Origin of the sequence: Glycomyces dulcitolivorans (assembly GCF_003265355.1) — a bacterium.
Classification (GTDB): Bacteria; Actinomycetota; Actinomycetes; order Mycobacteriales; family Micromonosporaceae; genus Glycomyces; species Glycomyces dulcitolivorans.
Genome location: NZ_QFRW01000081.1, coordinates 38,489 through 59,888 on the forward strand (window position 1 = coordinate 38,489; position 21,400 = coordinate 59,888).

The following is a 21,400-nucleotide window of genomic DNA, read 5'->3' on the forward strand; positions in this document are numbered from 1 at the left end:
CCGTCGAAGAGCAGCGGGTTGTCGGTGCGCCAGGAGTACTTGTCGGTGACGCCCCAGACGGTGATGCCGGTGCAGCGGGCGACGGCCATGCAGGCGTTGGTGACGGTGCCGTAGGTGTTGGCCTGGCCGGAGCCCTGGCCGACGTCGAGCTCGGTGATCTCCACGTCGACGCCGAGGTCGGCGAAGCGCTGGAGGTTGGCCTGGTAGCTCGACAGGTTCTCGTTGTGGGCGATGTGGGTCTGGAAGCCGACGCAGTCGATGGGGACGCCGCGCGACTTGAAGTCGCGCACCATGTTGTAGATCGCGGTGCTCTTGGCGTTGATCGCGTCGGTGCCGTAGTCGTTGTAGCAGAGCCTGGCGGCCGGGTCGGCGGCGTCGGCGGCGCGGAACGCCTCCTCGATCCAGCCGTTGCCGAGCTGCTGCTGGAGGTTGGACTGGCGGCGGCTGCCGTCCCACTCGAACGCCTCATTCACCACGTCCCAGGCGAAGACCTTGCCCTCGTAGTGGTTCGCGACGCCCGCGATGTGGTTGTTCATCGCGTTGCGGAGGTTCTGGCCGGTCAGGCCCTGGACCCAGCCGGGTTGCTGGGCGTGCCAGACGAGGGTGTGGCCGCGGACCTTCATGCCGCGGGCCTGCGCCCAGTTGACGAGCTGGTCGCCGCCGGAGAAGTTGAACTGGCCCGGGTTGGGCTCGGTGGCGTCCCACTTCATGGCGTTCTCGGCGACCACGGAGTTGAACTCGGTGCCGAGGGTGTTGGCGTAGGCGGACTCGCTCAGGTACTGGGTGGAGACGGCGGCCCCGAAGTAGCGGCCGGACTCGGCCGCCGAGGCGCCGAGCGTGGTCGCGGCCTGTGCGGGGCTGGTGAAGATCAGCGCGCTCGCGGCGGCGATCCCCGCTGCGGCGACGGCGGCCGTCGCCAGTGCCAGGCGGCGTCGGACGCTGCGCGGCCTCGGTCGTGGTTCGGTCATTGCGACTCCTTACGTGCTGACGGTGAATCGGTTGACGGTGACGGCACCGCCGAGGGTCTGGGTGGCGTGGTTGAAGACGGCGAAGCGGTAGCCCATGAAGAAGGTCCAGTTGCTGTGCAGGGTGAACGCGGGCCCGAGCGGGGTGAAGGCCGTGCCGTCCTCGCTGTAGGAGAAGAGGGCCTGGCGGCCGGAGCCGGGGCGGATGTCGGCGGTGACGCGGAGCCAGACGCGGTTCGAGCAGAGTTCGGCGCTCGCGCGTTCGGTCCCGGTGCCGGTGGTGTTCCAGTTGGCGTCCATGGTGAGGCCGTCGGTCATCGAGAGGCGGGTGACGCCGTTGTCGCGGCGCAGGCCGATCCAGGCGGAGACGTCGCGGAGCATGGCGAGGCCCGCGCGGTCGCCGTTCGCCATCGCGGACGGGTCGAGCTCGACAGTGGCGGTGGAGGTCGGGCCCTGGATGCGGTGGGTGAGGGTGTTGCGGGCGTTGTAGAGGTCGCTTGTGACGGTGGCGGTCTGGAGGCGCAGGCCGTTGCCGGTGGTCCACTTGGTGTCGTCGGGGTTGTGGTTCCACTCCCACTTGGCGGCGAGGGTCGATGCGGTGAAGGCGTCGGTGCCGATGAGGGAGGGCACCGGGGCCGGGGTGAGGTTCGGGAACGGGTAGCTGCTCCCCCAGGCGCCGTTCACGGTGGTGACCTGCGGCCAGCCGTCCGCGGTCCAGGTGATCGGGGCGAGGGCGGGCATGCGGCCGCCGGGGTAGGCGTCGACGAAGGCCATGTAGTACCAGGCGCCGCCGGGGGTGGAGACGAGGCCGCCCTGGTGGGGGACGCCGCCGCCGCTGATCGGGCCGGGCATGTCGAGGAGCACTTGGCGGAGTGTGTAAGGGCCCCAAGGGGACGAGGCCTTGAGGATGTACTGGCCGTTGGCGGGGCGGGTCAGGAAGATGTAGTAGGAGCCGTTGATCTTGTAGAACCGGGACCCTTCGAGGGTGCCGATGTTCGACGGGGTGGAGAAGACCTGCTGGTTGCGGACCTCGGTCTTGCCGTCCGCCGAGAGCTGGGCGACCGAGATCTGGGTGTTGCCGTAGGCGACGTAGATGGTGTTGTCGGTGTCGACGAGCATCCCGGCGTCGTAGTAGGCGCGGGCGAGCTGGGCGTACTGGGTCCAGGGCCCGGCGGGGTTGGTCGCGGTGTACATGTAGGAGCGGGCGAAGTCGATCTGGCCGAGCCAGTAGTAGCGGTTCTCGCTGGGGCGGTGAGCGATCGTGGACGCCCAGATGCCGCGCACGTAGCCGCGGGCGCCGTTCAGGTCGTACTTGGCGCCGAAGTCGAGGCGCGGCACCGAGTGGCCGATGAACTCCCAGTTGACGAGGTCCCTCGAATGGAGCACGGGCGCGCCCGGCGAGTAGTGCATCGTCGAGGCGGTCATGTAGAAGTCGGACCCGACGCGGATGACCTCGACGTCGGCGAAGTCCTGCCACACCACCGGGTTCGCGTAGGTCTGCTGGGCCTCGGCGCCGGTGAAGGGGACGAGGGCGGTCGCGGCGGCGGCGCCGGCGAGCACTCCCGCCCCGCCGATGAGCAGCCGCCGGCGGCTGCCCGGGTGGTCGAGCCAGCGTTCGATCGGTTCGGTCATGAGAGATCGGCCTCCCAGACGATGCCGCCGCCCGTGGCGTCGGAGGCGAGCCGGTCGCGGGCGGCCGTGTCGCCGTAGAGGGCCCAGCGCATCCAGTCGAGGCTGGTCGCGACGGTCTGGGGGTAGGTGGGGCCGTTCCAGATGAACTCGTCGTGGCCCTGCCCGGTGTGGGTCATGAAGGCCTTCGGCGCGGGGAGTTCGGCGTGGGCCCGGCGGGCGAGGTCGTAGTCGCAGATGGGGTCCTGGTCGCCGTGGACGAACAGGACCTTCGCGTCCACGGTCCCGGTGGGGTTGCCCATGTCGACGCACGCGTACGGGATCGCGGCGGTGATGCGGGGGTCGGGCCAGGCGGTGAGGAGGCCGTGGGTGGTCATGCCGCCCAGGGAGTGTCCGGCGGCGCCGACGCCGAGGTCGGTGTCCATGCGGCCTTCGAAGGGGTCGCCGGAGCCGGGCTCGCCGAGGGCGAGGGTCTGCGTGAGGACCTCGGTGACGTCCATGGACTGGTTGCCGTTGTAGACGTCGCCGACGTTCCCCTCCGAACCTGTTGTGGTGGTCGGGAAGACGGGGGCGGGGACGATGAAGCCCGCGGCGGCGAGGGGCCGGATGAGCACGCCGTAGCTTTCGGGGTTGCCGCCGAGGCCGTGGCTCCACTCGACGACGGGGAACCGGCCGTCCGCGATGGGGGCGTTCGGGACCGGGTCGGCGCCGGGCGTGCCGGAGGCGGCCGGGTAGAAGATGCGGGTGACCAGGGTGCGCCCGGCGCGGCCCCAGGTGAACTCGCGGACGCCCAGCGGGAACGTCTGAGTCGGGGCGGGCCGCGCGAGGGCCGGTGCGGCGGCGCCGATGAGGGTGCTCGCGCCCGCGGCGGCGGCGAGGCCGATGACGGTTCGGCGGGGGACGGTCATGCTTGCTCCTTCGTTCGTGCGGAGGGGGACCGGGACGGGGCGGTCGCGGACCGGCGGGTGCGGCGCCCCGCCCCGGTCCCGGTCGGTCAGCTCCCGGCGATGTCGGCGAGGACGGTGTCCGCGCCGCAGGTGGCCCCCGCGGGGACCAGGGAGAACTGCTGGTTGTTGGCCCCGGTCGGGGTCCACTGGACGATCGAGGAGCCCGCGGTGGTCGAGAAGTTGTAGACGTCCAGCGCCTTGGCGGAGTGGCGGTTCACGAACGTGTAGTAGCCGGCCGAGTTCCTGGAGACCGTCCACTGCTGGTTGTTGCCGTTGAGGTTCGTGTACTGGGCGATCGTGCCGCCGTTCGCGGTGCTGAAGTTCCACACGTCGAGCACCTGCCCGGTGTGGCGCACCTGGATGCGGTAGTAGCCGTTCCCGGAGTCGATGAACCGGAACTGCTGGTTGTAGCCGTCGTGCTCGGTGTACTGGGTGAGGATCGCGCCGGTCGCGGTCGACGCCCCCTGGATGTCGAAGGCCAGACCGGAGTGCCGGGAGACGATCGTGTACCAGTCGCTGGTGTTCGGGGGCTGCGCGTCGGCCCGGTCGGCCTGGAAGGCGACCAGTCCGGCGGTGGCGACCACGACCGCGGCGACGAGCGCGGCGAGGCCGCGCACCCACCGGGTGAGGATCGAGAGATCGGGTGCGGCCGAGGCCATCGGGTACTCCTTCGCGGGTTCGGGGAACGGGGGGTTCACGGGGTTCAGCACGTGGAGCCTCCTCGCAGGGTCAGGAGGCCGAGCCGGTACGGCAGCTGCGAGTACTCGCCGCCGGAGTTCGGGTTCCGCCCCTGGTAGAGCATCTGGATGTTGTTGGTGTTCAACGTCATCGTCTGGTCGTTGCCGGCCCTGATCAGCTCGCCGTGGCTGATGTCGGCGGTCCACCGGCCGCCGGGGAACGTGACGTTCGCGGGCCCGGCGAACGGCGCGTTCTGGGTCGCCCGGTGCGGCTGCCACTGCCCGGTGAGCCCGTTGGCGGTGTAGGAGCGGTAGTACCTGACGCCATCGGAGCCGATCGACTCCCAGATGAGCAGGTACTGGTTGGTGTTGTCGAGCTTGTAGACCGCGCCGCCCTCGAAGAGGTTGAACTGCGAGTCCTGGAGGACGATCTGCGTGTTCCGGAAGCCGTTCGGGAACTCGCCGATCGTCGTCTCGGAGCGGTAGACGTGCCCGTTGTCGTCGCCGGCGAACAGGTAGCACATGGTCGCGTCGCAGATGTTGTAGAAGTCCAGCCAGAAGCCGTTGCTGTTCTGCTGCACGATCGGCGGCGTGCTGGAGATGAAGTTCCGCGGCGCCGACCAGCTGTTGGGGTTCGTCGGGTTCGTGCTGACGGAGTAGGACGGCGGCCCGGTCTGGTAGACGAGGTACCACTCGTTCCTGGGTGCGAAGTAGAAGATCTGCGGGGCGGCGGCGTACCGGCCGCCGATGTTCGGGTTGTTGTCCAGGAAGGTCAGCGGCGCGGCGGAGGCCTGGGACCAGTCCGAGAAGTGGGTGTAGGCCAGGCTCCAGTTCCCGGCCGTGTTCGCGGTGGTCATGTAGACCAGCCACTCGTTGCCGTGGCGCACCACCGTGGGGTCCTTGACCGACACGATGTTGTGCGCCGCATCGGGTTTGGGCGAGACGAGGATGCCGCTGGAGTCCCAGTTGTAGGACGTCGGCAGCGCCTGGGACCCGACCGGGCCGTCGTCGACCGTCGAGGCGCTCGCGGTGAGCGAGCTGGAGGCGAGGGCCGCGGCCGCCGCGAGGACGGCGAGCGCTCCCAGCACCCGGGTGCGAAGCGTTCGTTGCATGAATCGCCTTTCCATGTGAGGAACCGTGCCGGTGGTTACCGATCACAGGATGAAACCGGTACCGAAACGTTCGGTGCGGGTTTCGAAAATTAGATGCATCGAATCATAGAGAATCGTCGATATTGTGTCAACGGTGAGATCGAAGGCGGTGCGCATGGGGCGCAGGGCGCTAGACTGCCGCGATGGACCCCGCCCCCGCCGCTTCTGACGGCCCACTGACGATCGCTCAGCTCGCGGCGCTGGCCGGCGTCTCGACCGCGACGGTCTCGAAGGTCGTCAACGGCCGCTCGGACGTGGCCGCGACGACGCGCGGGCAGATCGAGGAGCTCATCCGGGCCCGCGGGTACCGGCGGCAGCGGCGCCCGGCGAAGGCGGCGGCGCTCGTCGACGTGCTCTTCCACGAGCTGCGCGGCTCGTACGCCATCGAGATCCTCAACGGCGTCCAGGCCGTCGCCCGCGAGCACCGGCTCGGCGTGGTCGTGTCCGAACTGGGCGGACGCCACGTCCCGGGCCATGACTGGGTCGAGGACGTCATGGCGCGCAGGCCCCTCGGCGTCATCTCCGTCTACTCGGGACTGAAGCCGGGCCAGAGCGACCGGCTCTACAGCCGCGACATCCCGCTGGTCCTGGTCGACCCCACCGGGGACCCCGACCACGACGCGCCCTCGGTGGGCGCGGGCAACTGGAACGGCGGGCTCTCGGCGGCTCGCCACCTGCTCGCGCTCGGGCACCGGCGCATCGCCGTGATCACCGGACCGGACGACATGGAGGCCGCCCGGGCGCGCCTCGACGGCTTCCGGTCCGGGCTCGACCTCGCGGGCGCGCCGCTCGACCCCGCGCTGGAGCGCCACGGCGACTTCGCGATCGCGACCGGCCGGGACCTGGCTTTGGACCTGCTGCGGGCCGAAGGCCGGCCGACAGCGGTCTTCGCGGCCAACGACGGCATGGCGATCGGGGTCTACCACGCGGCGGCGGCGCTGGGCCTGCGCATCCCCGCCGACCTCAGCGTCGTCGGCTTCGACGACCTGCCCAAGGCCCGCTGGTCGGTGCCGCCGATGACCACGGTCCGCCAGCCCCTCGCCGACATGGGCGCCGCCGCGGCCCGGATGGTCGTGGACCTCGCCGCGGGCGGGGCCCTGCCGCAGCAGCGCGTCGAACTCGCGACCGCCCTCGTGGTGCGCGAGAGCACCGCACCGCCGCGGGACTGATCAGGGCCGGTCGGTGCGCAGCGCCCGCGGCGAGCGGCCGAACTCGCGGCGGCAGGCCTTGTTGAACGCCTGGAGGTCGGGGATGCCGACCGAGGCGGCGACGGCCGGGATCGAGAGCGTGGACTCGCGCAGCAGGTGCGCGGCGCGTTCGAGGCGGCGGCGCCGGATGTGCGCGACCACGGTCGTGCCGGTCTCGGCGCGGAACAGGCGCGTGAGGTGGTTGTGCGAGAGGCCGACCGCCGCCGCGACGTCGGGGACCGAGATCGGTTTCGGCAGGCGCCCTTCGATGTAGGCCAGCGCGGCGGCCACGGCGGGTCGGCCGCCGGGCGCGGGCGGGCGCAGCTGGGTCAGGCGCCACAGGACGGCCCAGACCTCGGCGTTCGCGCGGGCGGGGGACGCGGCGGTGATGGCCTGGCGGAGCATGGCGTCGAGGACCGGGACGGCGGGCCCGGCGTCCTGCATGAGCGGGAACGTCTGCGCCGCTCCTCGGTCGGCGAGGCGCAGGTGGAAGTAGAGGTGCTCGGAGGGCCCGCGGTAGCGGTAGTGGACCTCGGCGTCGGCGGGGATGAGGCTCACGTGCCCGGGGCGGATGGGGTGGAGGGTGCCGCCGACTTCGAGTTCGCCTTCGTAGTTGTAGAGGTGGAGCTGCCACAGGTCGGGCAGGCGGAAGCTCTCGGAGGGCACGGTCCGGCCGTGGACCGCGACGCCCGCGTTGGAGACGGCGGGCGGTTGGTCGAGGGACGCCTTGACGGTCTGCACAGTGAAAACCAACCACTAGTCGGTGATTCGAACCCATTACAGCGGGCACGGTACTCCATACGCTCGTCGCATGACAACCACAGCACCACTCCTGTCGTCGGTCGAGGTCGCGCGATTCGTCGCGAACGGCTTCCACCGCATGGACGCCGTCGTCCCGGCAGAACTCAACGAGCAGGCGATCGGCGTCCTCGACGCCGGCATCCCCCACGTCCCGTACGGGACGCCGGTGGCGAAGGCGTTCGAGGAGGGGTCGTTCGCGCGGCGCCTCATCGAGGTCCCGGCGGTGGCCGGGGCGATCCGGAGCCTGGTCGGGCCCGACCCCACGGTGGACCACCACGCGGTGCACATCCGCGAGCCGCACGAGGGGTCGGCGCAGCCGCTGCACGGGGACGCGATCATCGACACGCGCGCCGACGCGTTCGACGTGCAGCTCATGTACTACCCGCAGGAGGTCACCGGGACGATGGGCGGGACGCTGTCGGTCCCGGGCTCGCATCTGCGGCGCACCAACGAGTCCGACACGGGCCGCTACCAGAACCTGCGCGGGCAGACCCGCCTGACGTGCCCGGCCGGGACGGTGGTGCTGCTGCACCACGGGATCTGGCACGGGGGGCGGCGCAACGACTCCGACATCCGGCGGTACATGTTCAAGATCCGCTTCAACCCGACGGTGCCGCAGGTGCGGCTGTGGGACGTCGCGGACCTGGACGATCCGCGCATCCCGCAGGAGCTGTCGCGGTACTTCCCGTGGTGCGAGCACGCGACGGCGCGCCTGGAGATCTTCAACCGCATCAAGCTGTGGCGGGCCCTGACCGGGGACGCCTCGTTCGACATCGACTACTGGGCGACCCGGGTCGCCAACCGCCCGGGGAGGGCCGCATGAAGCAGCAGGTTCTGGTTCTGTACTTGAACACTTCAGCGCTGGACTCGGAGGTGCTGGCCTGGGCGTTCTACGACGGCACGGGCAAGACCGACCCGACGACGGGCGACAGCGACCTGCCGCCGTACGACTCGGGGACGGAGGCGCTGCGCGACGGGTGGCGGCTGTTCCAGGCGTCGCAGCTGCTGCCGCCGTACCCGGGGCACGAGTACGACACCTCGTTCATGAAGCACGAGTTCTTCTTCGAGAAGCTGGAGTAGTCCGCGGGCCCTCGGGGCGGTGCGTTCGCCGCACCGCCCCGGGGGTCTGCGTTCGTCAGGCGGTGCCGGTGACGGCGGTGCCGGTGCGGGTGACGGTGTACTCCAGGGTCTTCCCGCTCCAGAAGTGGAACGTCAGGGTGACGGGGTCGCCGTCGCGGACGTTCTCGAAGAACCGCGCGGGCAGCTCGATCTCGCCGTCCTCGTGGTCGGGTCTGAAGGCGTCCCAGTACTCCTTGAAGGAGGTCCAGTCGTGCGGTCCGGCGAACGTGCCGTCGGCGTAGAAGGCCTCCATGGTGGCCACCCGGTCGCCGTTGAACTCGGCGGGGATGACGAGCGAGGCGGTCGTGCCGGCGGCGTCGGCCAGGACCGGGTCTTCGGCGGCGATGACGTTGAGGGTCCACGGGACGCCGGCGGAGAAGCGGACTTCGAGCCGCGCGGTGGTTCCGGGCTCGCAGCCGTCGCCGAGGATGCGCTTGAGGAGCTTCTTCTTGAGCGTCAGGGTGGTGCCGTCGAGGGTGTAGTCGCGGCCCTCCTTGAGCTTGGAGTTGCCGAAGTAGAGGTTGCGGAAGTCGAGGCCGTTGAGGTTGAGCTCGACCGACTGGTTGCGGACGCGGGAGGCGTCGACGAACACGAGGTCGGAGGAGGCGGTGCCCGAGCGGGTCTCCCAGCCGGAGGAGATGTAGTCGAACTGCTCCTCGTCGCGCCATTCGCGGACGAAGCGGTCGAAGTGGGTGCCGTTGTCCCACCACATGGTGGTGATGCCGGTGGTGCGGGCGAGGTAGGAGAAGTGCTCGAAGAACTTCATGGCCTCGCCGCGCTCGACCTTGACGTCGTAGCCGTCGAGGAGGCCGTACTCGCCGATGATGACCGGGATGCCCTTGGAGACGAAGGTGTCGACCTGGCTCTGGAAGTTCTCCTCCAGCATGGCCTGGACGGACTCGTCGTAGCGGATGACGCCGGCGATGTTGACGCTGAAGGGCCAGTAGCTGTAGTTGTGGGTGGTCGCGGCCAGCATCGGGTCGTCGAGGGCCTCGATCTCGGCGGCGAGGGCGTCCATGTGGACCTGGTCGGCGCCGGTGTGGAGCGTGGGCAGGACCAGGAGGCGGTCGGCGTTCTCGCTGCCGGAGGAGCGGACGATGTCGTGGAAGGAGCCGTTGAGCTCGGCCATGAACCGGTGGTCCTCTTCGGCGCCGGAGGAGCCGGTGAAGCCGACCTCGTTGACGGACTCGAAGACCAGCTCCTTCGGGTGGTCCTTGAACCGCTCGGCGATCTGGGTCCAGGTGGCGTCGTACTGGGCCATGACCGCGTCGTGCTGGGCGGGCATGTCGGTGATCCACTGCCACGAGTCGTGGTGGGTGTTGATCATGACGTAGAAGCCCTCGTCGAGGGCGAGGTCGACGACCTCTTCGACGCGGTCGAGGACCTCGGGGTCGATCGTGTAATCGGGGGCGGGGCCGGTGTGGTTGCCCCAGCTGACGGGGATGCGGATCGAGTTGAAGCCCTGCTCGCGGACGGCTTCGAGCAGGCCGGCGTCCGTCCGCGGGTTCCCCCAGGCGGTCTCGTCGTCGCCGCAGCACATGGAGTCGAAGGAGTTGCCGAGGTTCCAGCCCGGCTGCATGGCCGCGACGATCTCCTGCGCGGTCTGCGGTTCGGCGGCCGGCTCCTCGGATTGCGCGGCGGCCGGGAACGACAGCAGCGCGAGCGCGGTGGCGGCCGCGGTGAGCAGCCTGGACGTCTTGCGTATCAACGGATGTTGCCCCTTTCGGCGCACCTGGGGGTCCCGCGGTCGGCCGCGGTCGGTGCTCGGTGACCGGCGCCGTCCACAGGGTCCGGAGACCGCGCGGCGCCATCGACAGACTGCAATATTTCGACGGCCGTGTCAACTAAAGGTTCAATCTTTGACACGGATGCATGGAAGAACGGAGGTCGAATGACCGCTCATGACCGTTTTGACGGGAAGATTCATCGCATGACCGGCGGCGTGAGGTACGCCGTGGGAGCGGGGGCACCCCCTCACCGGCCCCTCGCGCCTCGGACATACTTGCTTCCATGTCACGCACCGATGACGTCGTCAACGGCATCAAACACATGATCCTCAGCGGCGAGCTGCACCCCGGCGAGCGGCTGCCGGTCGAGAAGGAGCTGGCCGAGACGCTCGGCGTCTCGCGCGGGTCGCTGCGCGAGGGCGTCCGGGCCCTGTCGATCCTCGGCGTGCTCGACACCCGCCAGGGGGACGGCACCTACGTGACCGGGCTCGACGTCTCGCGGCTGCTGGCGCCCATGGGGTTCGTGGTCGAGCTCCAGGGCGAGGGGCAGGCCCGCCACGTCCACGCCATCCGGCGCCTGCTGGAGGCCGAGGCCGTCCGCCTGGCGGCCTACAGCATCACCGACGAGGCCCTGGCCGAGGCCGAGGCGCTGCTGGCGGAGGCCGCGCACCTGCTCGACACCGCGCCCGAGGAGCACGAGCGGATCATCGAGATCGACATCGCCTTCCACCGCATCATCGCCGCGCACACCGGCAACCCGGTGCTGGCGGGGATGATCGAGGCCCTCGCCGGGCGCACCGTCCGCGAGCGGCTGTGGCGGAGCCTGCGCGAGGCCGGCGCCGACCGGCGCACCCATGAAGAGCACCTTGCGATCTGGCGCGCCCTGCGCGACCACGACCCCGACGGCGCCCGGGTGCGGATGGCCAATCACCTTCTGGGCGTTGAGGAGTCGCTGCCGAGCCTGGACGACGAGGCTCGGCCGGCGTCCGATCCGGCGGAGTGACCGGACGGCCCGGACGGCAGATTCATTCGATCAATCTGCGTCGCGGCCGAAACTTTTTTCGCGAGTTATGACGTTTGAACGGTATTTTCCGGACACCTTCGGCTTGACGAAGCCGTAACGAACGAGCGATGATCAGAAACATCTGACTTTTGGGGCCTTGGGCGCTTGCGACTTCGCCCCGTCGTGACTATCGTTTGTTTATCCAGACATCCAAATTTAGTGATGCCTCGTGCCGCCGCACCCTACGGCGGCCCGTTCGGAAGGACCGCACCGTGACAGACCCCTCCCCCTCGCCCCGCCTCCAGCGCCGCTCGATCTTCAAGGCCACCGGGCTCATCACCGCGGGGGCCGCGGGCCTCCCGGCCGTCGCCGCCTGCTCCGACATCGCCTCGCAGGAGGGCACCGCCCAGGTCACCGAGGGCTTCGACTTCCTGCCCACCTACAAGGAGTGGCCGCTGCCGGTGGAGCCCGACCTGGTCGGCGAGCCGCCGAACCACCCCTCGGCGTTCACCTCCTATCCGGAGCCGGCCCCGGCCGTCACCGAGCTGCCCTCGGGCAGCGGCACGTACGAGCTGACCGTGCCGATCTGGGGCGACACCCCGTCCTCGGACGACCCGTACTACGCCGCGGTCGCCGACGCCTGGGGCGGCACGAAGATCGACCTGCGGCACGCCGACGGCAACACGTACGCCGACACGTCCGTGCAGTGGCTCAAGGCGAACGAGTACGGCGACGCCATCCAGCTGTTCGGCTGGATGCTCGGCTCCCACTCGAACTTCCGCGAGACGGTCGTCAACAACTTCTACGACCTCACCGAGGTCCTCAAGGGCGACATCGCCGAGCGCTGGCCGCTCCTGGCCGGACTCCCCAGCGCCTCCTGGGGCCAGTCGGTGTGGTCGCGGGACCCCGATGACCCCGACACCGCCGGGATCTACGGCATCCCAATGAACTACAGCGGCGGCCAGGGCAACGGGATCCTGGCCCGCGTCGACCTCATGGAGGCCGCGAACCTCGCGATGCCGACCACCGTGGAGGAGCTGCTGGAGGTCTGCCGCGCCTGGTCCGACGACGCGAACGGCAAGTGGGCCTTCGCGGGCCTGGACTGGTTCGTCGGGCAGTGGTTCGGCCTCGGCGGGACCGACGGCTGGAACTGGGACCCCGAGCAGCAGAAGATGGTCAACAACGTCGAGCGTCCCGAGTTCACCGAGATGCTGACGTTCCGCCGCACCCTGTGGGACGAGCAGCTCCTTCATCCCGACGCTCCCACCGGCACCCTCGACCCCGGCGCGATGCAGGAGGCCGGGACCGTCCTGTTCACCCAGGACAACCTGGTGCGCTGGAACGACTTCAACCTCAAGGTCAAGCGCGGCGAGGCCGAGGGCGAGGTCGCCCCGCTCCCGGCCCTGGCCGCGAACGGCCGCGAGCCCCTGGTCTACATGAGCGCCGGCGTCGACGGATGGACGTTCCTCAACAAGGACCTCAGCCGCGAGCAGGTCGAGGAGTTCCTCGACGTCGCGAACTGGGCCGCGGCCCCCTACGGCACCACGGAATACCAGCTCCTCCAGTACGGCGTCGAAGGCGAGCACTTCACGATCGGCGCGGACGGCTCCCCGGTCTACACCGAGTTGGGCTCCAGCCTGATCCAGGCCCCCATCAACTACAAGCAGCTGTGCGGACAGGTCCAGACGTTCCTGACCGGCGACCCCGACATGGTCGCCAAGCGCTTCGAGTACAACGCCTCCATCAAGGACTACGCGGCCGAGAACGCCTTCGAGGGCATCCGGATCGAGGGACCGGCCGACTTCAAGGCCGCCGGTTCGACGCTCTGGGACCAGCAGCAGGACATCGCCTACGGGCGCGCCGAGCTCTCCTCGATCCCCGAGATGGTCGAGACGTTCATGTCCAACGGCGGCGAGAACGCCCGCCAGTACTACACCGACGCCTACCTGTCCGCCCACGGCGAGTAGCGGCCATGGCGACGCTTCAGACCACGGCGCCGACGGAAGCCGATCACGCACCCGACCGGCCCCGCGTGCGGCGCAAGCGCACCGTCGCGCAGCGGCTGCGCCACGACTGGCCGCTGCTCCTGCTCGCGCTGCCGGTGGTCGCGCACCTCATGGTGTTCCACTACTGGCCTTCGGCGTGGAACATCATCGCATTTCTCGACTACAGCCCGTACCGGCCGTTCTGGGAGAACCCGTTCGTCGGCTTCGCCTGGTTCGAACGGCTCTTCAACGACCCGTACTTCACGCCGGCGCTGCTGAACACGCTGAAGTTCTCGGCCGCGAACCTGCTGTTCATGTTCCCGCTGTCGATCGTGCTGGCGCTGGCGATGAACAGCATCGTCTCGATCCGGCTGCGCAGCGCGTTCCAGTCCGTCGTCTACCTGCCGCACTTCTTCTCGTGGGTCCTGGTCGTCACCGTGTTCGTCCAGGTCCTCGGCTCTGACGGGCTGATCAGCAACTGGCTCATGGGGATGGGCGGGGAGCGGCTGAACTTCACGTCCAATCCGGACACGTTCATGCTGCTGGTGTGGATGCAGTGGGCGTGGAAGGACGCCGGCTGGGGCATGATCATCTTCCTCGCGGCGCTCGCGTCGATCAACCCGAGCCTGTACGAGGCCGCGGCGGTGGACGGCGCGAACCGGTGGCGACGCATGTGGCACATCACCCTGCCGAGCATCCGGCCGGTCATCATCCTGCTGCTCATCCTCCAGATCGGCGGCATCCTCTCCGTCGGCTTCGAGCAGTACCAGCTGCAGCGCTCCTCGATCGGGTACCAGTCGACCGAGGTCCTCGACACCTTCGTGTACTACCAGTCGATCGTCGGCAACCAGGGCGAGTCGTTCGGCACCGCGGCGGGCCTGTTCAAGGGCGTCATCGGCCTGATCCTGATCCTCGTCGCCAACAACATCGCGCACCGCCTCGGAGAGCAAGGGATCTACCAGAAGTCATGACCGCCACCGACGTTCGCAAACCCCGCCGCCGCAGCGCCCGCCCCGTGTGGGACGAGGAGCCGTCGATCCTCGGCAAGCTCGTCAAGGCCGCGTTCCTGCTCTGCTACGCCGCCGCGATCGTCCTCCCGATCTGGGCCGTGGTCGCCACCAGCTTCGCGAGCGAGCGGGCACTGACGCGCGCCGGGGGCAACCTGCTGCTCCTGCCCACCGACGTCAGCCTCCAGGCCTACCGGGAGATCTTCTCCGGCGGCGCGCTCACCGACTCCCTGATCCTGACCGGCCTGCTCACCCTGTGCGGCACCGCCATCAGCATGGTCCTGACCATCTGCGGCGCGTACGCGCTCTCGCGGACCGGGTCACTCCTGCACCGCCCGATCCTGTGGCTGATCCTGCTGACGTTCCTGTTCGGACCGGGCATGTACCCGAGTTTCCTGGTCGTCCAGCAACTCGGCCTGTTCGACAGCTACTGGTCGCTCATCCTGCCGGGGGCGGTGGGGACGTTCAACATCATCATCCTGCGCGCGTTCTTCCAGAACTCGATCCCCGGGGAGCTGCTGGACGCGGCCAAGATGGACGGCGCCGGGGAGTTCCGCACCCTGTTCCTGATCGTCCTGCCGATGTCGAAGGCCATCCTCGCCGTCATCGCCCTGTTCTACGCGGTCGGCTACTGGAACCTGTACTTCCAGGCCGTGCTGTACACCCCGGGCCTGGACACGCAGCCGATCCAGGTCGTGCTCCAGCGGATGCTCATGTCCAGCCAGGGGCTGCCGGAGGGCGCGCAGGCCGCCGCCCAGTACCAGGCCCAAGGCGAAGCCGCCCCGACCGCCGCGCTCAAGATGGCCGTCGTCGTCTGCACCATCATCCCGATCGTGATCATGTACCCCTTCATCCAGAAGCACTTCACCAAAGCCGTCATCACCGGCGCCGTGAAGGGTTGAGAGGAATCCAGTCATGAACAGCGCCAACGAGTTCGAGTGGAGCCGACCCGGCCTGCACCTGCGGTTCGCCCACGGGGACGGACCGGTGCGGCTCGTCCGGCTCGCCACCGGGACCGAGGCGCCGTCCGCGGCGGCGCCGTGGCCGATCGTCGAACTCCACACCGCGGGCCGGGCCCGCGAGAACAACACCCAGGTCTACAAGCAGTCGGCGACCGGGGTGCGGCTGCGCCACGTCGACCACGAGTCCAAAGGGGACGAACTGCGGATCCGCCAGCGCGAGGAGGGGTCGGTGATCGAGGTCGTCAGCGTCTTCCGCGCGGCCGGGCCGGGACTCCAGATCACCCAGACCGTCCGCAACACGGGCGAGCGGGACCTGGTGCTGACCATGGTGACCTCCGCGGTGTTCTCGGTCGCGGGGACCGACTTCGACGTGCTGTGGGGCCGGGCCGAATGGCTCGGCGAAGGGCGCTGGGAGCAGCGGCCGCTCGCCGAGCTCCTGCCGGACCTCTCGTTCGGCAAGTACGGGTTCGCGAGCCGCGGGCACTTCCCGGTGACCAGCCACGGGTCCTGGTCGAGCGGCGAGGTGCTGCCCACGGGCATGCTCGCGTCGGCAGAGGGTCCCTCTGTGGCGTGGCAGGTGGAGACGAGCGCGGGCTGGCATTGGGAGCTGTCGCGCGACGCCGGGACGGTCACGGTCGGCGTCCTCGGCCCGACCGACCTGGAGCACCAGTTCGCCGAGCGCCTGGAGCCGGGACAGGAGTTCACGAGCGTGCCCGCGGGCCTGGTCGTGGCCGACGGCGGCAGGGATGCGGCGTTCGGGGCCCTGACGGCGTACCGGCGGGCGATCCGGGTGCCGCGGACCGCGCACGAGCGGTTCCCGGTGGTCTACAACGACTACATGAACACGCTCATGGGCGACCCGTCGACCGAGAAGCTGCTGCCGCTGATCGAGGCGGCGGCCGCGGCGGGCGCGGAGTACTTCTGCATCGACGCGGGCTGGTTCGGGGGCCCGGACGAGGGCTGGTGGGACCGCCCGGGCGAGTGGCGCGAGGGCGCCGGCCGGTTCACCGGCGGGCTGCGGTCGGTGACGGACGCGATCTTCAGTGCGGGGATGCGGCCGGGCCTGTGGCTCGAACCCGAAGCCGTCGGCACGCAGTCGCCGGTGGCCGGGCTGCTGCCCGACGAGGCGTTCTTCTGCCGCTTCGGCGAACGCGTCGTCGAGGGGAACCACTACCAGCTCGACCTGCGCCATCCGGCGGCCCGCGCGCACCTGGACGAGGCGGTGGACCGCCTCGTTGAGGAGTTCGGGGTCGGGTTCTTCAAACTCGACTACAACTCGAACATCGGGGCGGGGACGGACGTCGGCGTCGCGGCGCCGGGGGCCGGGCTCCTGGGGCACACGCGGGCGCTGCGGGACTGGCTGCTGGACGTGCAGGAGCGCCATCCGCGGCTGCTCCTGGAGAGCTGCTCGTCGGGGGGCATGCGCATGGACTACCACCTGCTCTCTGCGGTGCACCTGCAGTCCACGAGCGACCAGCAGGACTACCGGATGTACCCGGCGGTCGCGGCGACGGCGCCGGCGAGCGTCCTGCCCGAGCAGGCGGGCAACTGGGCGTACCCGGACACCTCGATGACGCCGGAGGAGACCGCGTTCGCGATGGCCTCGGGCGTCATGGGCCGGATGTACCTGTCGGGGTTCCTCAACGAGTTGAGCGAGGAGCAGACGGCCCTCGTGCACGAAGCCGTTGCGCTGCACCGAGACCGGCGCGACGCGATCGCGACCTCGGTGCCGGTGTGGCCGCTGGGCCTGCCGGGGTGGGACGACGAGGTGATCGCGGTGCTGCTGGAGTCCGGGGCCGGGTCGCTGCTGGCGGTGTGGTCGCGGGGCGACGGCGCCGAGCTGGCGCTGCCGGACCTGAAGGGGCGCAGCCTGACGCAGGTGTATCCCGCGGCGCTGCCGGAGTGGACGGTCCGGGACCGGGACGGCGTCCCGGTGGTCGACGTCCCGCCGGGCCTGAGCGCCCGGATCTTCGAGGTCGCCCCGCACTGAGTTCGCCGTAAGCACTGAACACTGAAGGAAACCGCATGTCCGACTGGCCCGAGCCGATCCTCTTCGGCGCCGCCTACTACTACGAGTACCAGCCCGACGTCCTGGGCGGCTTCGACTCCGAGGCGGCGAAGCGCCGCCTGGAGGAGGACCTCGACCTGATGGCCGAGGCCGGGTTCTCGGTGATCCGCGTCGGCGAATCCGTGTGGAGCACTTGGGAACCGGAGAACGGCCGGTTCGACCTCGACTGGCTGGGGCCGGTCCTGGACGGCGCGCTCGACCACGGCATCGGCGTGGTCCTGGGGACGCCGACGTACGCGGTGCCGCCGTGGCTGGCGCGCCTGTACCCCGAGATCGCGGCCGAGGACCGGACCGGGCACCGCGTGGGCTGGGGCGCTCGCCAAGAGGTCGACTACACGCATCCGGCGTTCCGCTTCCACGCCGAGCGGGTGATCCGCAAGATCCTGGCGCGGTACGCCGACCACCCGGCGGTCATCGGGTTCCAGGTGGACAACGAGCCGGGCGTGCAGCTGTACCACAACGAGGGCGTGTTCCAGCGATTCACCGACCACCTGCGGCACAAGTACGGCGACGTGGAGACGCTCAACCGCGAATGGGGCCTGGTGTACTGGTCGCACCGGCTGTCGACGTGGGCGGACCTGTGGCGGCCCGACGGGAACGCGCAGCCGCAGTACGAGCAGGCGTGGCGGCGGTTCCAGGCCGAGCAGACGACCGAGTTCATCGGCTGGCAGGTGGGGATCGCCTGCGAGTACGCGAACGTGGACCAGTTCGTGACGACCTGCATCTGCTACGGCAGGCCCGGGATTGACGAGCGCGCGGTGGCCGACGAGCTGTCCGTGACGGCCGGGAACCCGTACTACCGCATGCAGGACGGCCTCGCCCTGCCGCAGGATCCGAACCCGACGCCGCACTGGACGCTGCACGGGACCGCGGCGCTGTACCGGGCCGCGGACGCGATGTACGGGTCGCGGCAGGAGCCGTTCCTGGTCACCGAGACGAACGCGCAGGCCATCGGCGAGCCCTCGCACAACATGCCCGCCTACGACGGGCAGTGGCGCCAGGCGGGCTGGGCGCTGGTGTCTCGCGGGGCGCGGATGATCGAGTACTGGCACTGGCACACGCTCCACTTCGGAGCGGAGACGTACTGGGGCGGGGTCCTCCCCCACAGCAGAAAGCCGGGCCGGACCTACCGGGAGCTGGCGCGACTGGGCGCCGAGCTCCGCAAGGCGGGACCGGCGCTGGAAGGGCTGGTGCCGCACGCCGACGTCGCGATCCTGTACTCCAAGGAGAGCGAGTGGGCTTTGACGGCGCAGCCCGCCTTGGCGCACGCCGACGGCTCCCCCGACCGCGACTCGTTCCACTCGATCTCCGGGCCGTTCTACAAGGGCGCCTTCGACGCCGGGCTCCAGGTGCGCATCGTCCACACCGAGCAGCTCGGCACACCGGAGCAGGCGGTCGCCGACCTGCCGGTGCTCGTGGCGGCCGGGATCTACGCCGCCGACGACGACCTGCTCGATTGGCTGGGGCGGTACGCGGCCGCGGGCGGGCACCTGGTGCTGGGCCCGCGCACCGGGTACGGCGACCAGGAGGCGCGGGCGCGGCTGGAGTTCAAGCCCGCGCGCCTCGCCGAGGCCGCCGGGGTCTGGTACGACGAGTTCGCGAACCTGTCCGGGGAGGTCGCGGTGCGGGCGGCGAAGGACTCGCCGCTGGAGCCCGGACCCGATGCGGCGGCCGTGAAATGGGCCGACGGCCTGGTCCTGGACGGCTCGCAGGCGCTCGTCGAGTACGTGCACCCGCACTACGGGCGCTTCCCCGCCGTCGCCTCGAAGGCGCACGGGCAGGGCCGGGTGACCTATGTGGGCACCGTCCCCAACGACGCGCTCGCCGAGGCGCTGTTCGGCTGGATCGCACCAGAGGACCCCTGGCGGCCCGCGCACCCGAGCGTGACCGCGACGAGCGGCACCGCGGGCGACGGCCGCACGGTCCGGTTCGTGCACAACTGGTCCTGGGACGAGGTCGAGTTCGTCGTCCCGGCCGCGGCCGTCGATGCACTCGACGACACCGCGTACGAGGCCGGTGCTTCGCTGCGGCTGGGACCGTGGGACGTCAAGGTGCTCTTGGAAGTCCGCTGAGCGTGCGGCCCGCCGGTCCCCCGGCCGGCCGCACCGCCTCACAGCTGCGGGGTCACGCCGATGGTCAGCAGCAGGTTCGCGTAGGCGCGGCGGTCGCCCGAGGCGATGACCAGGGCGACGTCGCCGCCGCGGGACTCGGCGTAGAACGGCTCGCGGTCGAGCTGGACGATCTCCACGCCCGGCATCGCGGCCTGGAAGCCCGCATGCGCCGCGACGGGCCGCCGGTCGGGCGGCGACATGACCGCGGCGGACTCGATCACGACCGCCGTCAGCAGCGGATCCAGGATCTCGTCCACGGTCAGGACGCCGGGCCGCAGGTTCAGGTGCACCAGGGCCGCAAGGGGATTCCTCGCGGTGGCGGCCGGGTAGTTGCCGTCGGCGATGAGGACCCGCGAGCCGTGGCCGGCGGCGGCCAGCGCGGCGAGGATCGGAGGGTGGATGAGCTCGGTCGTCAGCATGGCGGAGGGTTCCCGTCTCTCGAATCGTTGAACAGCATTTCGTTTTTCCGTATGACAGCACTCGAAAGGGAGCCGACGTGACCGACCACCTGCCGCCGCTGGACCTTGGGGCCCTGCCCGACCCAGTCGACGTCTCCGACAACACCGAAGCGCTGGCGGCCGTGCGCGCCGTGATCGACGCCGGCCCCTACACCGACACCTGGGAGTCCTTGCGGGCGTACGAGCCTCCGCAGTGGTACCAGGACGCGAAGCTGGGGATCTTCATCCACTGGGGCGTCTACTCGGTGCCCGCGTTCGCCAACGAGTGGTACTCCCGCAACATGTACAAGGAGGGCACGGCCGAGCACGCCCACCACGTCGCGACCTACGGTCCGCACAAGGAGTTCGGGTACAAGGACTTCATCCCCTCGTTCACCATGGAGCGGTTCGACCCCGACGCGTGGGCGGCGCTGTTCAGGCGCGCGGGCGCCCAGTTCGTCGTGCCCGTAGCCGAGCACCACGACGGGTTCGCCATGTACGACACCGACCGCTCGCGCTGGAGCGCGGCGCGGATGGGCCCCGAGCGGGACGTGTTCGGCGACCTCGCCGCGGCCGTGGACAAGGCGTGGATGGTGCGGGGCGCCTCGACGCACCGCGCCGAGCACTGGTTCTTCATGAACGGCGGCGCGAAGTTCGACTCCGACGTGCTCGACCCCCGCACCCAGGACTTCTACGGACCCGCGCAACGCGAGGAGACCGCCCCGAACGAGCGGTTCATCGAGGACTGGCTGCTGCGCACCGTCGAGGTCATCGACAAGTACCGCCCGCAGGTGCTGTGGTTCGACTGGTGGATCGAGCAGCCGGTCTTCAAGCCGTACCTGGCGATGCTCGCGGCCTACTACTACAACCGGGCCGCGTCCTGGGGGCGCGGGGTCGTCATCAACTACAAGTGGGAGGCCTTCGCGGAGGGCTCGGCGGTGTACGACATCGAGCGGGGCACGACCGGGGACATCCGGCCCGCGGTGTGGCAGAACGACACCTCGGTGTCGAAGACGTCGTGGTGCTGGGTGCCCACGCACGAGTACAAGTCCGCCGAGGACCTGATCGCCGAGCTGGTCGACGTCGTGGCGAAGAACGGGGTGCTGCTGCTGAACGTCGGCCCGAAGCCGGACGGCACGATCCCCGAGGCCGAGCAGGAGCTGCTGCTGCGGCTCGGGCAGTGGCTGTCGGTCAACGGCGAGGCGGTCTACGGGACGCGGCCGTGGGCGATCGCGGTGGAGGGGCCGACCGCGGTGGCGGCCGGGTCGTTCGTCGACGGGGAGGCGCGCGAGTTCACCGGCGCCGACTTCCGGTTCACCGCGAAGTCGTACCCGGCCGGGGACTTCGTGTACGCGATCCCCCTCGGGGAGCCGGAGGACGGGGCGCTTCGCGTGCGCGCCTTCGGGAGCGGGGCCGGGCTGCTGACGCGCGCGGTCAAGGACGTGGCCCTGCTCGGGGAGAGCGGGCCGGTCGAGTGGGAGCAGACCGCGGGCGAACTGGTCGTCCGGACCGACCGGGCGGCGGTCGTCAGGATCGCCCTGGCGCCGGAGGCCGTGCAGCCGCGGCACGAGTTCCTCCACTAGGGACTGCGGTGGTGGCGCCCCGTGCCGGGTGGCGCCGCCGC

Annotated in this window: 18 protein-coding genes; 10 read left to right on the forward strand and 8 right to left on the reverse strand. The window is 70.1% G+C overall.

The genetic code is table 11. From position 1 onward, the window contains the following. The 5 genes from DI269_RS08230 to DI269_RS08250 form a co-directional block, all read right to left on the reverse strand. Positions 1 to 968 (reverse strand): endo-1,4-beta-xylanase (locus tag DI269_RS08230; protein ID WP_112134691.1); only part of this gene is annotated, 968 nt, incomplete at its 3' end. Positions 969 to 977: 9 nt separating this feature from the next. Next, the gene (locus tag DI269_RS08235; protein ID WP_112134611.1) at positions 978 to 2,597 is read right to left on the reverse strand and encodes a glycoside hydrolase family 43 protein; all 1,620 of its coding nucleotides are present in this window, start codon (positions 2,595 to 2,597) and stop codon (positions 978 to 980) included. Next, positions 2,594 to 3,502 (reverse strand): alpha/beta hydrolase family protein, encoded by a 909-nt coding sequence (locus DI269_RS08240; protein ID WP_112134612.1) that lies wholly within the window; start codon positions 3,500 to 3,502, stop codon positions 2,594 to 2,596. The genes DI269_RS08235 and DI269_RS08240 overlap by 4 nt, the downstream gene beginning before the upstream one ends. 86 nt (positions 3,503 to 3,588) lie before the next feature. After that, on the reverse strand, positions 3,589 to 4,251 hold the full coding sequence (locus tag DI269_RS08245; RefSeq protein ID WP_112134614.1) for an RICIN domain-containing protein: 663 nt from the start codon (positions 4,249 to 4,251) through the stop codon (positions 3,589 to 3,591). Further along, positions 4,245 to 5,330: a non-reducing end alpha-L-arabinofuranosidase family hydrolase gene (locus tag DI269_RS08250; protein WP_112134616.1), complete on the reverse strand. Its 1,086-nt coding sequence runs from the start codon at positions 5,328 to 5,330 to the stop codon at positions 4,245 to 4,247. The genes DI269_RS08245 and DI269_RS08250 overlap by 7 nt, the downstream gene beginning before the upstream one ends. Positions 5,331 to 5,512: 182 nt before the next feature. On the opposite strand from DI269_RS08250, the gene DI269_RS08255 reads away from it, so the two are divergent. Further along, on the forward strand, positions 5,513 to 6,538 hold the full coding sequence (locus DI269_RS08255) for a LacI family DNA-binding transcriptional regulator (RefSeq protein ID WP_112134618.1): 1,026 nt from the start codon (positions 5,513 to 5,515) through the stop codon (positions 6,536 to 6,538). Here DI269_RS08255 and DI269_RS08260 read toward each other — a convergent pair whose 3' ends face one another. Continuing rightward, the gene (locus DI269_RS08260) at positions 6,539 to 7,297 is read right to left on the reverse strand and encodes a helix-turn-helix domain-containing protein (RefSeq protein WP_112134620.1); all 759 of its coding nucleotides are present in this window, start codon (positions 7,295 to 7,297) and stop codon (positions 6,539 to 6,541) included. A gap of 70 nt (positions 7,298 to 7,367) precedes the next feature. Here DI269_RS08260 and DI269_RS08265 point away from each other — a divergent pair, with 70 nt between their 5' ends. After that, positions 7,368 to 8,180 (forward strand): phytanoyl-CoA dioxygenase family protein, encoded by an 813-nt coding sequence (locus DI269_RS08265; RefSeq protein ID WP_112134622.1) that lies wholly within the window; start codon positions 7,368 to 7,370, stop codon positions 8,178 to 8,180. Then, complete coding sequence (locus tag DI269_RS08270) at positions 8,177 to 8,437, forward strand: hypothetical protein (RefSeq protein ID WP_112134624.1); 261 nt, start codon at positions 8,177 to 8,179, stop codon at positions 8,435 to 8,437. Before DI269_RS08265 ends, DI269_RS08270 begins: the two co-directional genes overlap by 4 nt. A gap of 55 nt (positions 8,438 to 8,492) precedes the next feature. Here the strand turns inward: DI269_RS08270 and DI269_RS08275 are convergent, their stop codons facing one another. Next, the gene (locus DI269_RS08275) at positions 8,493 to 10,184 is read right to left on the reverse strand and encodes a cellulase family glycosylhydrolase (protein WP_198667257.1); all 1,692 of its coding nucleotides are present in this window, start codon (positions 10,182 to 10,184) and stop codon (positions 8,493 to 8,495) included. A 302-nt stretch (positions 10,185 to 10,486) separates the two neighbouring features. Here DI269_RS08275 and DI269_RS08280 point away from each other — a divergent pair, with 302 nt between their 5' ends. The 6 genes from DI269_RS08280 (at position 10,487) to DI269_RS08305 (ending at position 19,300) form a co-directional block, all read left to right on the forward strand. Further along, complete coding sequence (locus DI269_RS08280) at positions 10,487 to 11,206, forward strand: FadR/GntR family transcriptional regulator (RefSeq protein ID WP_112134628.1); 720 nt, start codon at positions 10,487 to 10,489, stop codon at positions 11,204 to 11,206. A 272-nt stretch (positions 11,207 to 11,478) separates the two neighbouring features. Continuing rightward, positions 11,479 to 13,173: a type 2 periplasmic-binding domain-containing protein gene (locus DI269_RS08285; RefSeq protein WP_112134630.1), complete on the forward strand. Its 1,695-nt coding sequence runs from the start codon at positions 11,479 to 11,481 to the stop codon at positions 13,171 to 13,173. A 5-nt stretch (positions 13,174 to 13,178) separates the two neighbouring features. Beyond that, positions 13,179 to 14,162: an ABC transporter permease gene (locus DI269_RS08290; protein ID WP_112134632.1), complete on the forward strand. Its 984-nt coding sequence runs from the start codon at positions 13,179 to 13,181 to the stop codon at positions 14,160 to 14,162. Further along, entirely contained in the window at positions 14,159 to 15,100 is a 942-nt protein-coding gene (locus DI269_RS08295) for a carbohydrate ABC transporter permease (RefSeq protein WP_112134634.1), read from the forward strand. The genes DI269_RS08290 and DI269_RS08295 overlap by 4 nt, the downstream gene beginning before the upstream one ends. A gap of 13 nt (positions 15,101 to 15,113) precedes the next feature. Further along, positions 15,114 to 17,150, forward strand: a complete 2,037-nt coding sequence (locus DI269_RS08300; protein WP_112134636.1) for an alpha-galactosidase — start codon at positions 15,114 to 15,116, stop codon at positions 17,148 to 17,150. A 35-nt stretch (positions 17,151 to 17,185) separates the two neighbouring features. After that, the gene (locus tag DI269_RS08305) at positions 17,186 to 19,300 is read left to right on the forward strand and encodes a beta-galactosidase (RefSeq protein ID WP_112134638.1); all 2,115 of its coding nucleotides are present in this window, start codon (positions 17,186 to 17,188) and stop codon (positions 19,298 to 19,300) included. A gap of 38 nt (positions 19,301 to 19,338) precedes the next feature. Here the strand turns inward: DI269_RS08305 and DI269_RS08310 are convergent, their stop codons facing one another. Then, on the reverse strand, positions 19,339 to 19,758 hold the full coding sequence (locus DI269_RS08310) for an RbsD/FucU domain-containing protein (protein WP_112134640.1): 420 nt from the start codon (positions 19,756 to 19,758) through the stop codon (positions 19,339 to 19,341). A 77-nt stretch (positions 19,759 to 19,835) separates the two neighbouring features. Here DI269_RS08310 and DI269_RS08315 point away from each other — a divergent pair, with 77 nt between their 5' ends. Beyond that, positions 19,836 to 21,359: an alpha-L-fucosidase gene (locus tag DI269_RS08315; protein ID WP_112134642.1), complete on the forward strand. Its 1,524-nt coding sequence runs from the start codon at positions 19,836 to 19,838 to the stop codon at positions 21,357 to 21,359. Positions 21,360 to 21,400 lie beyond the last annotated feature (41 nt).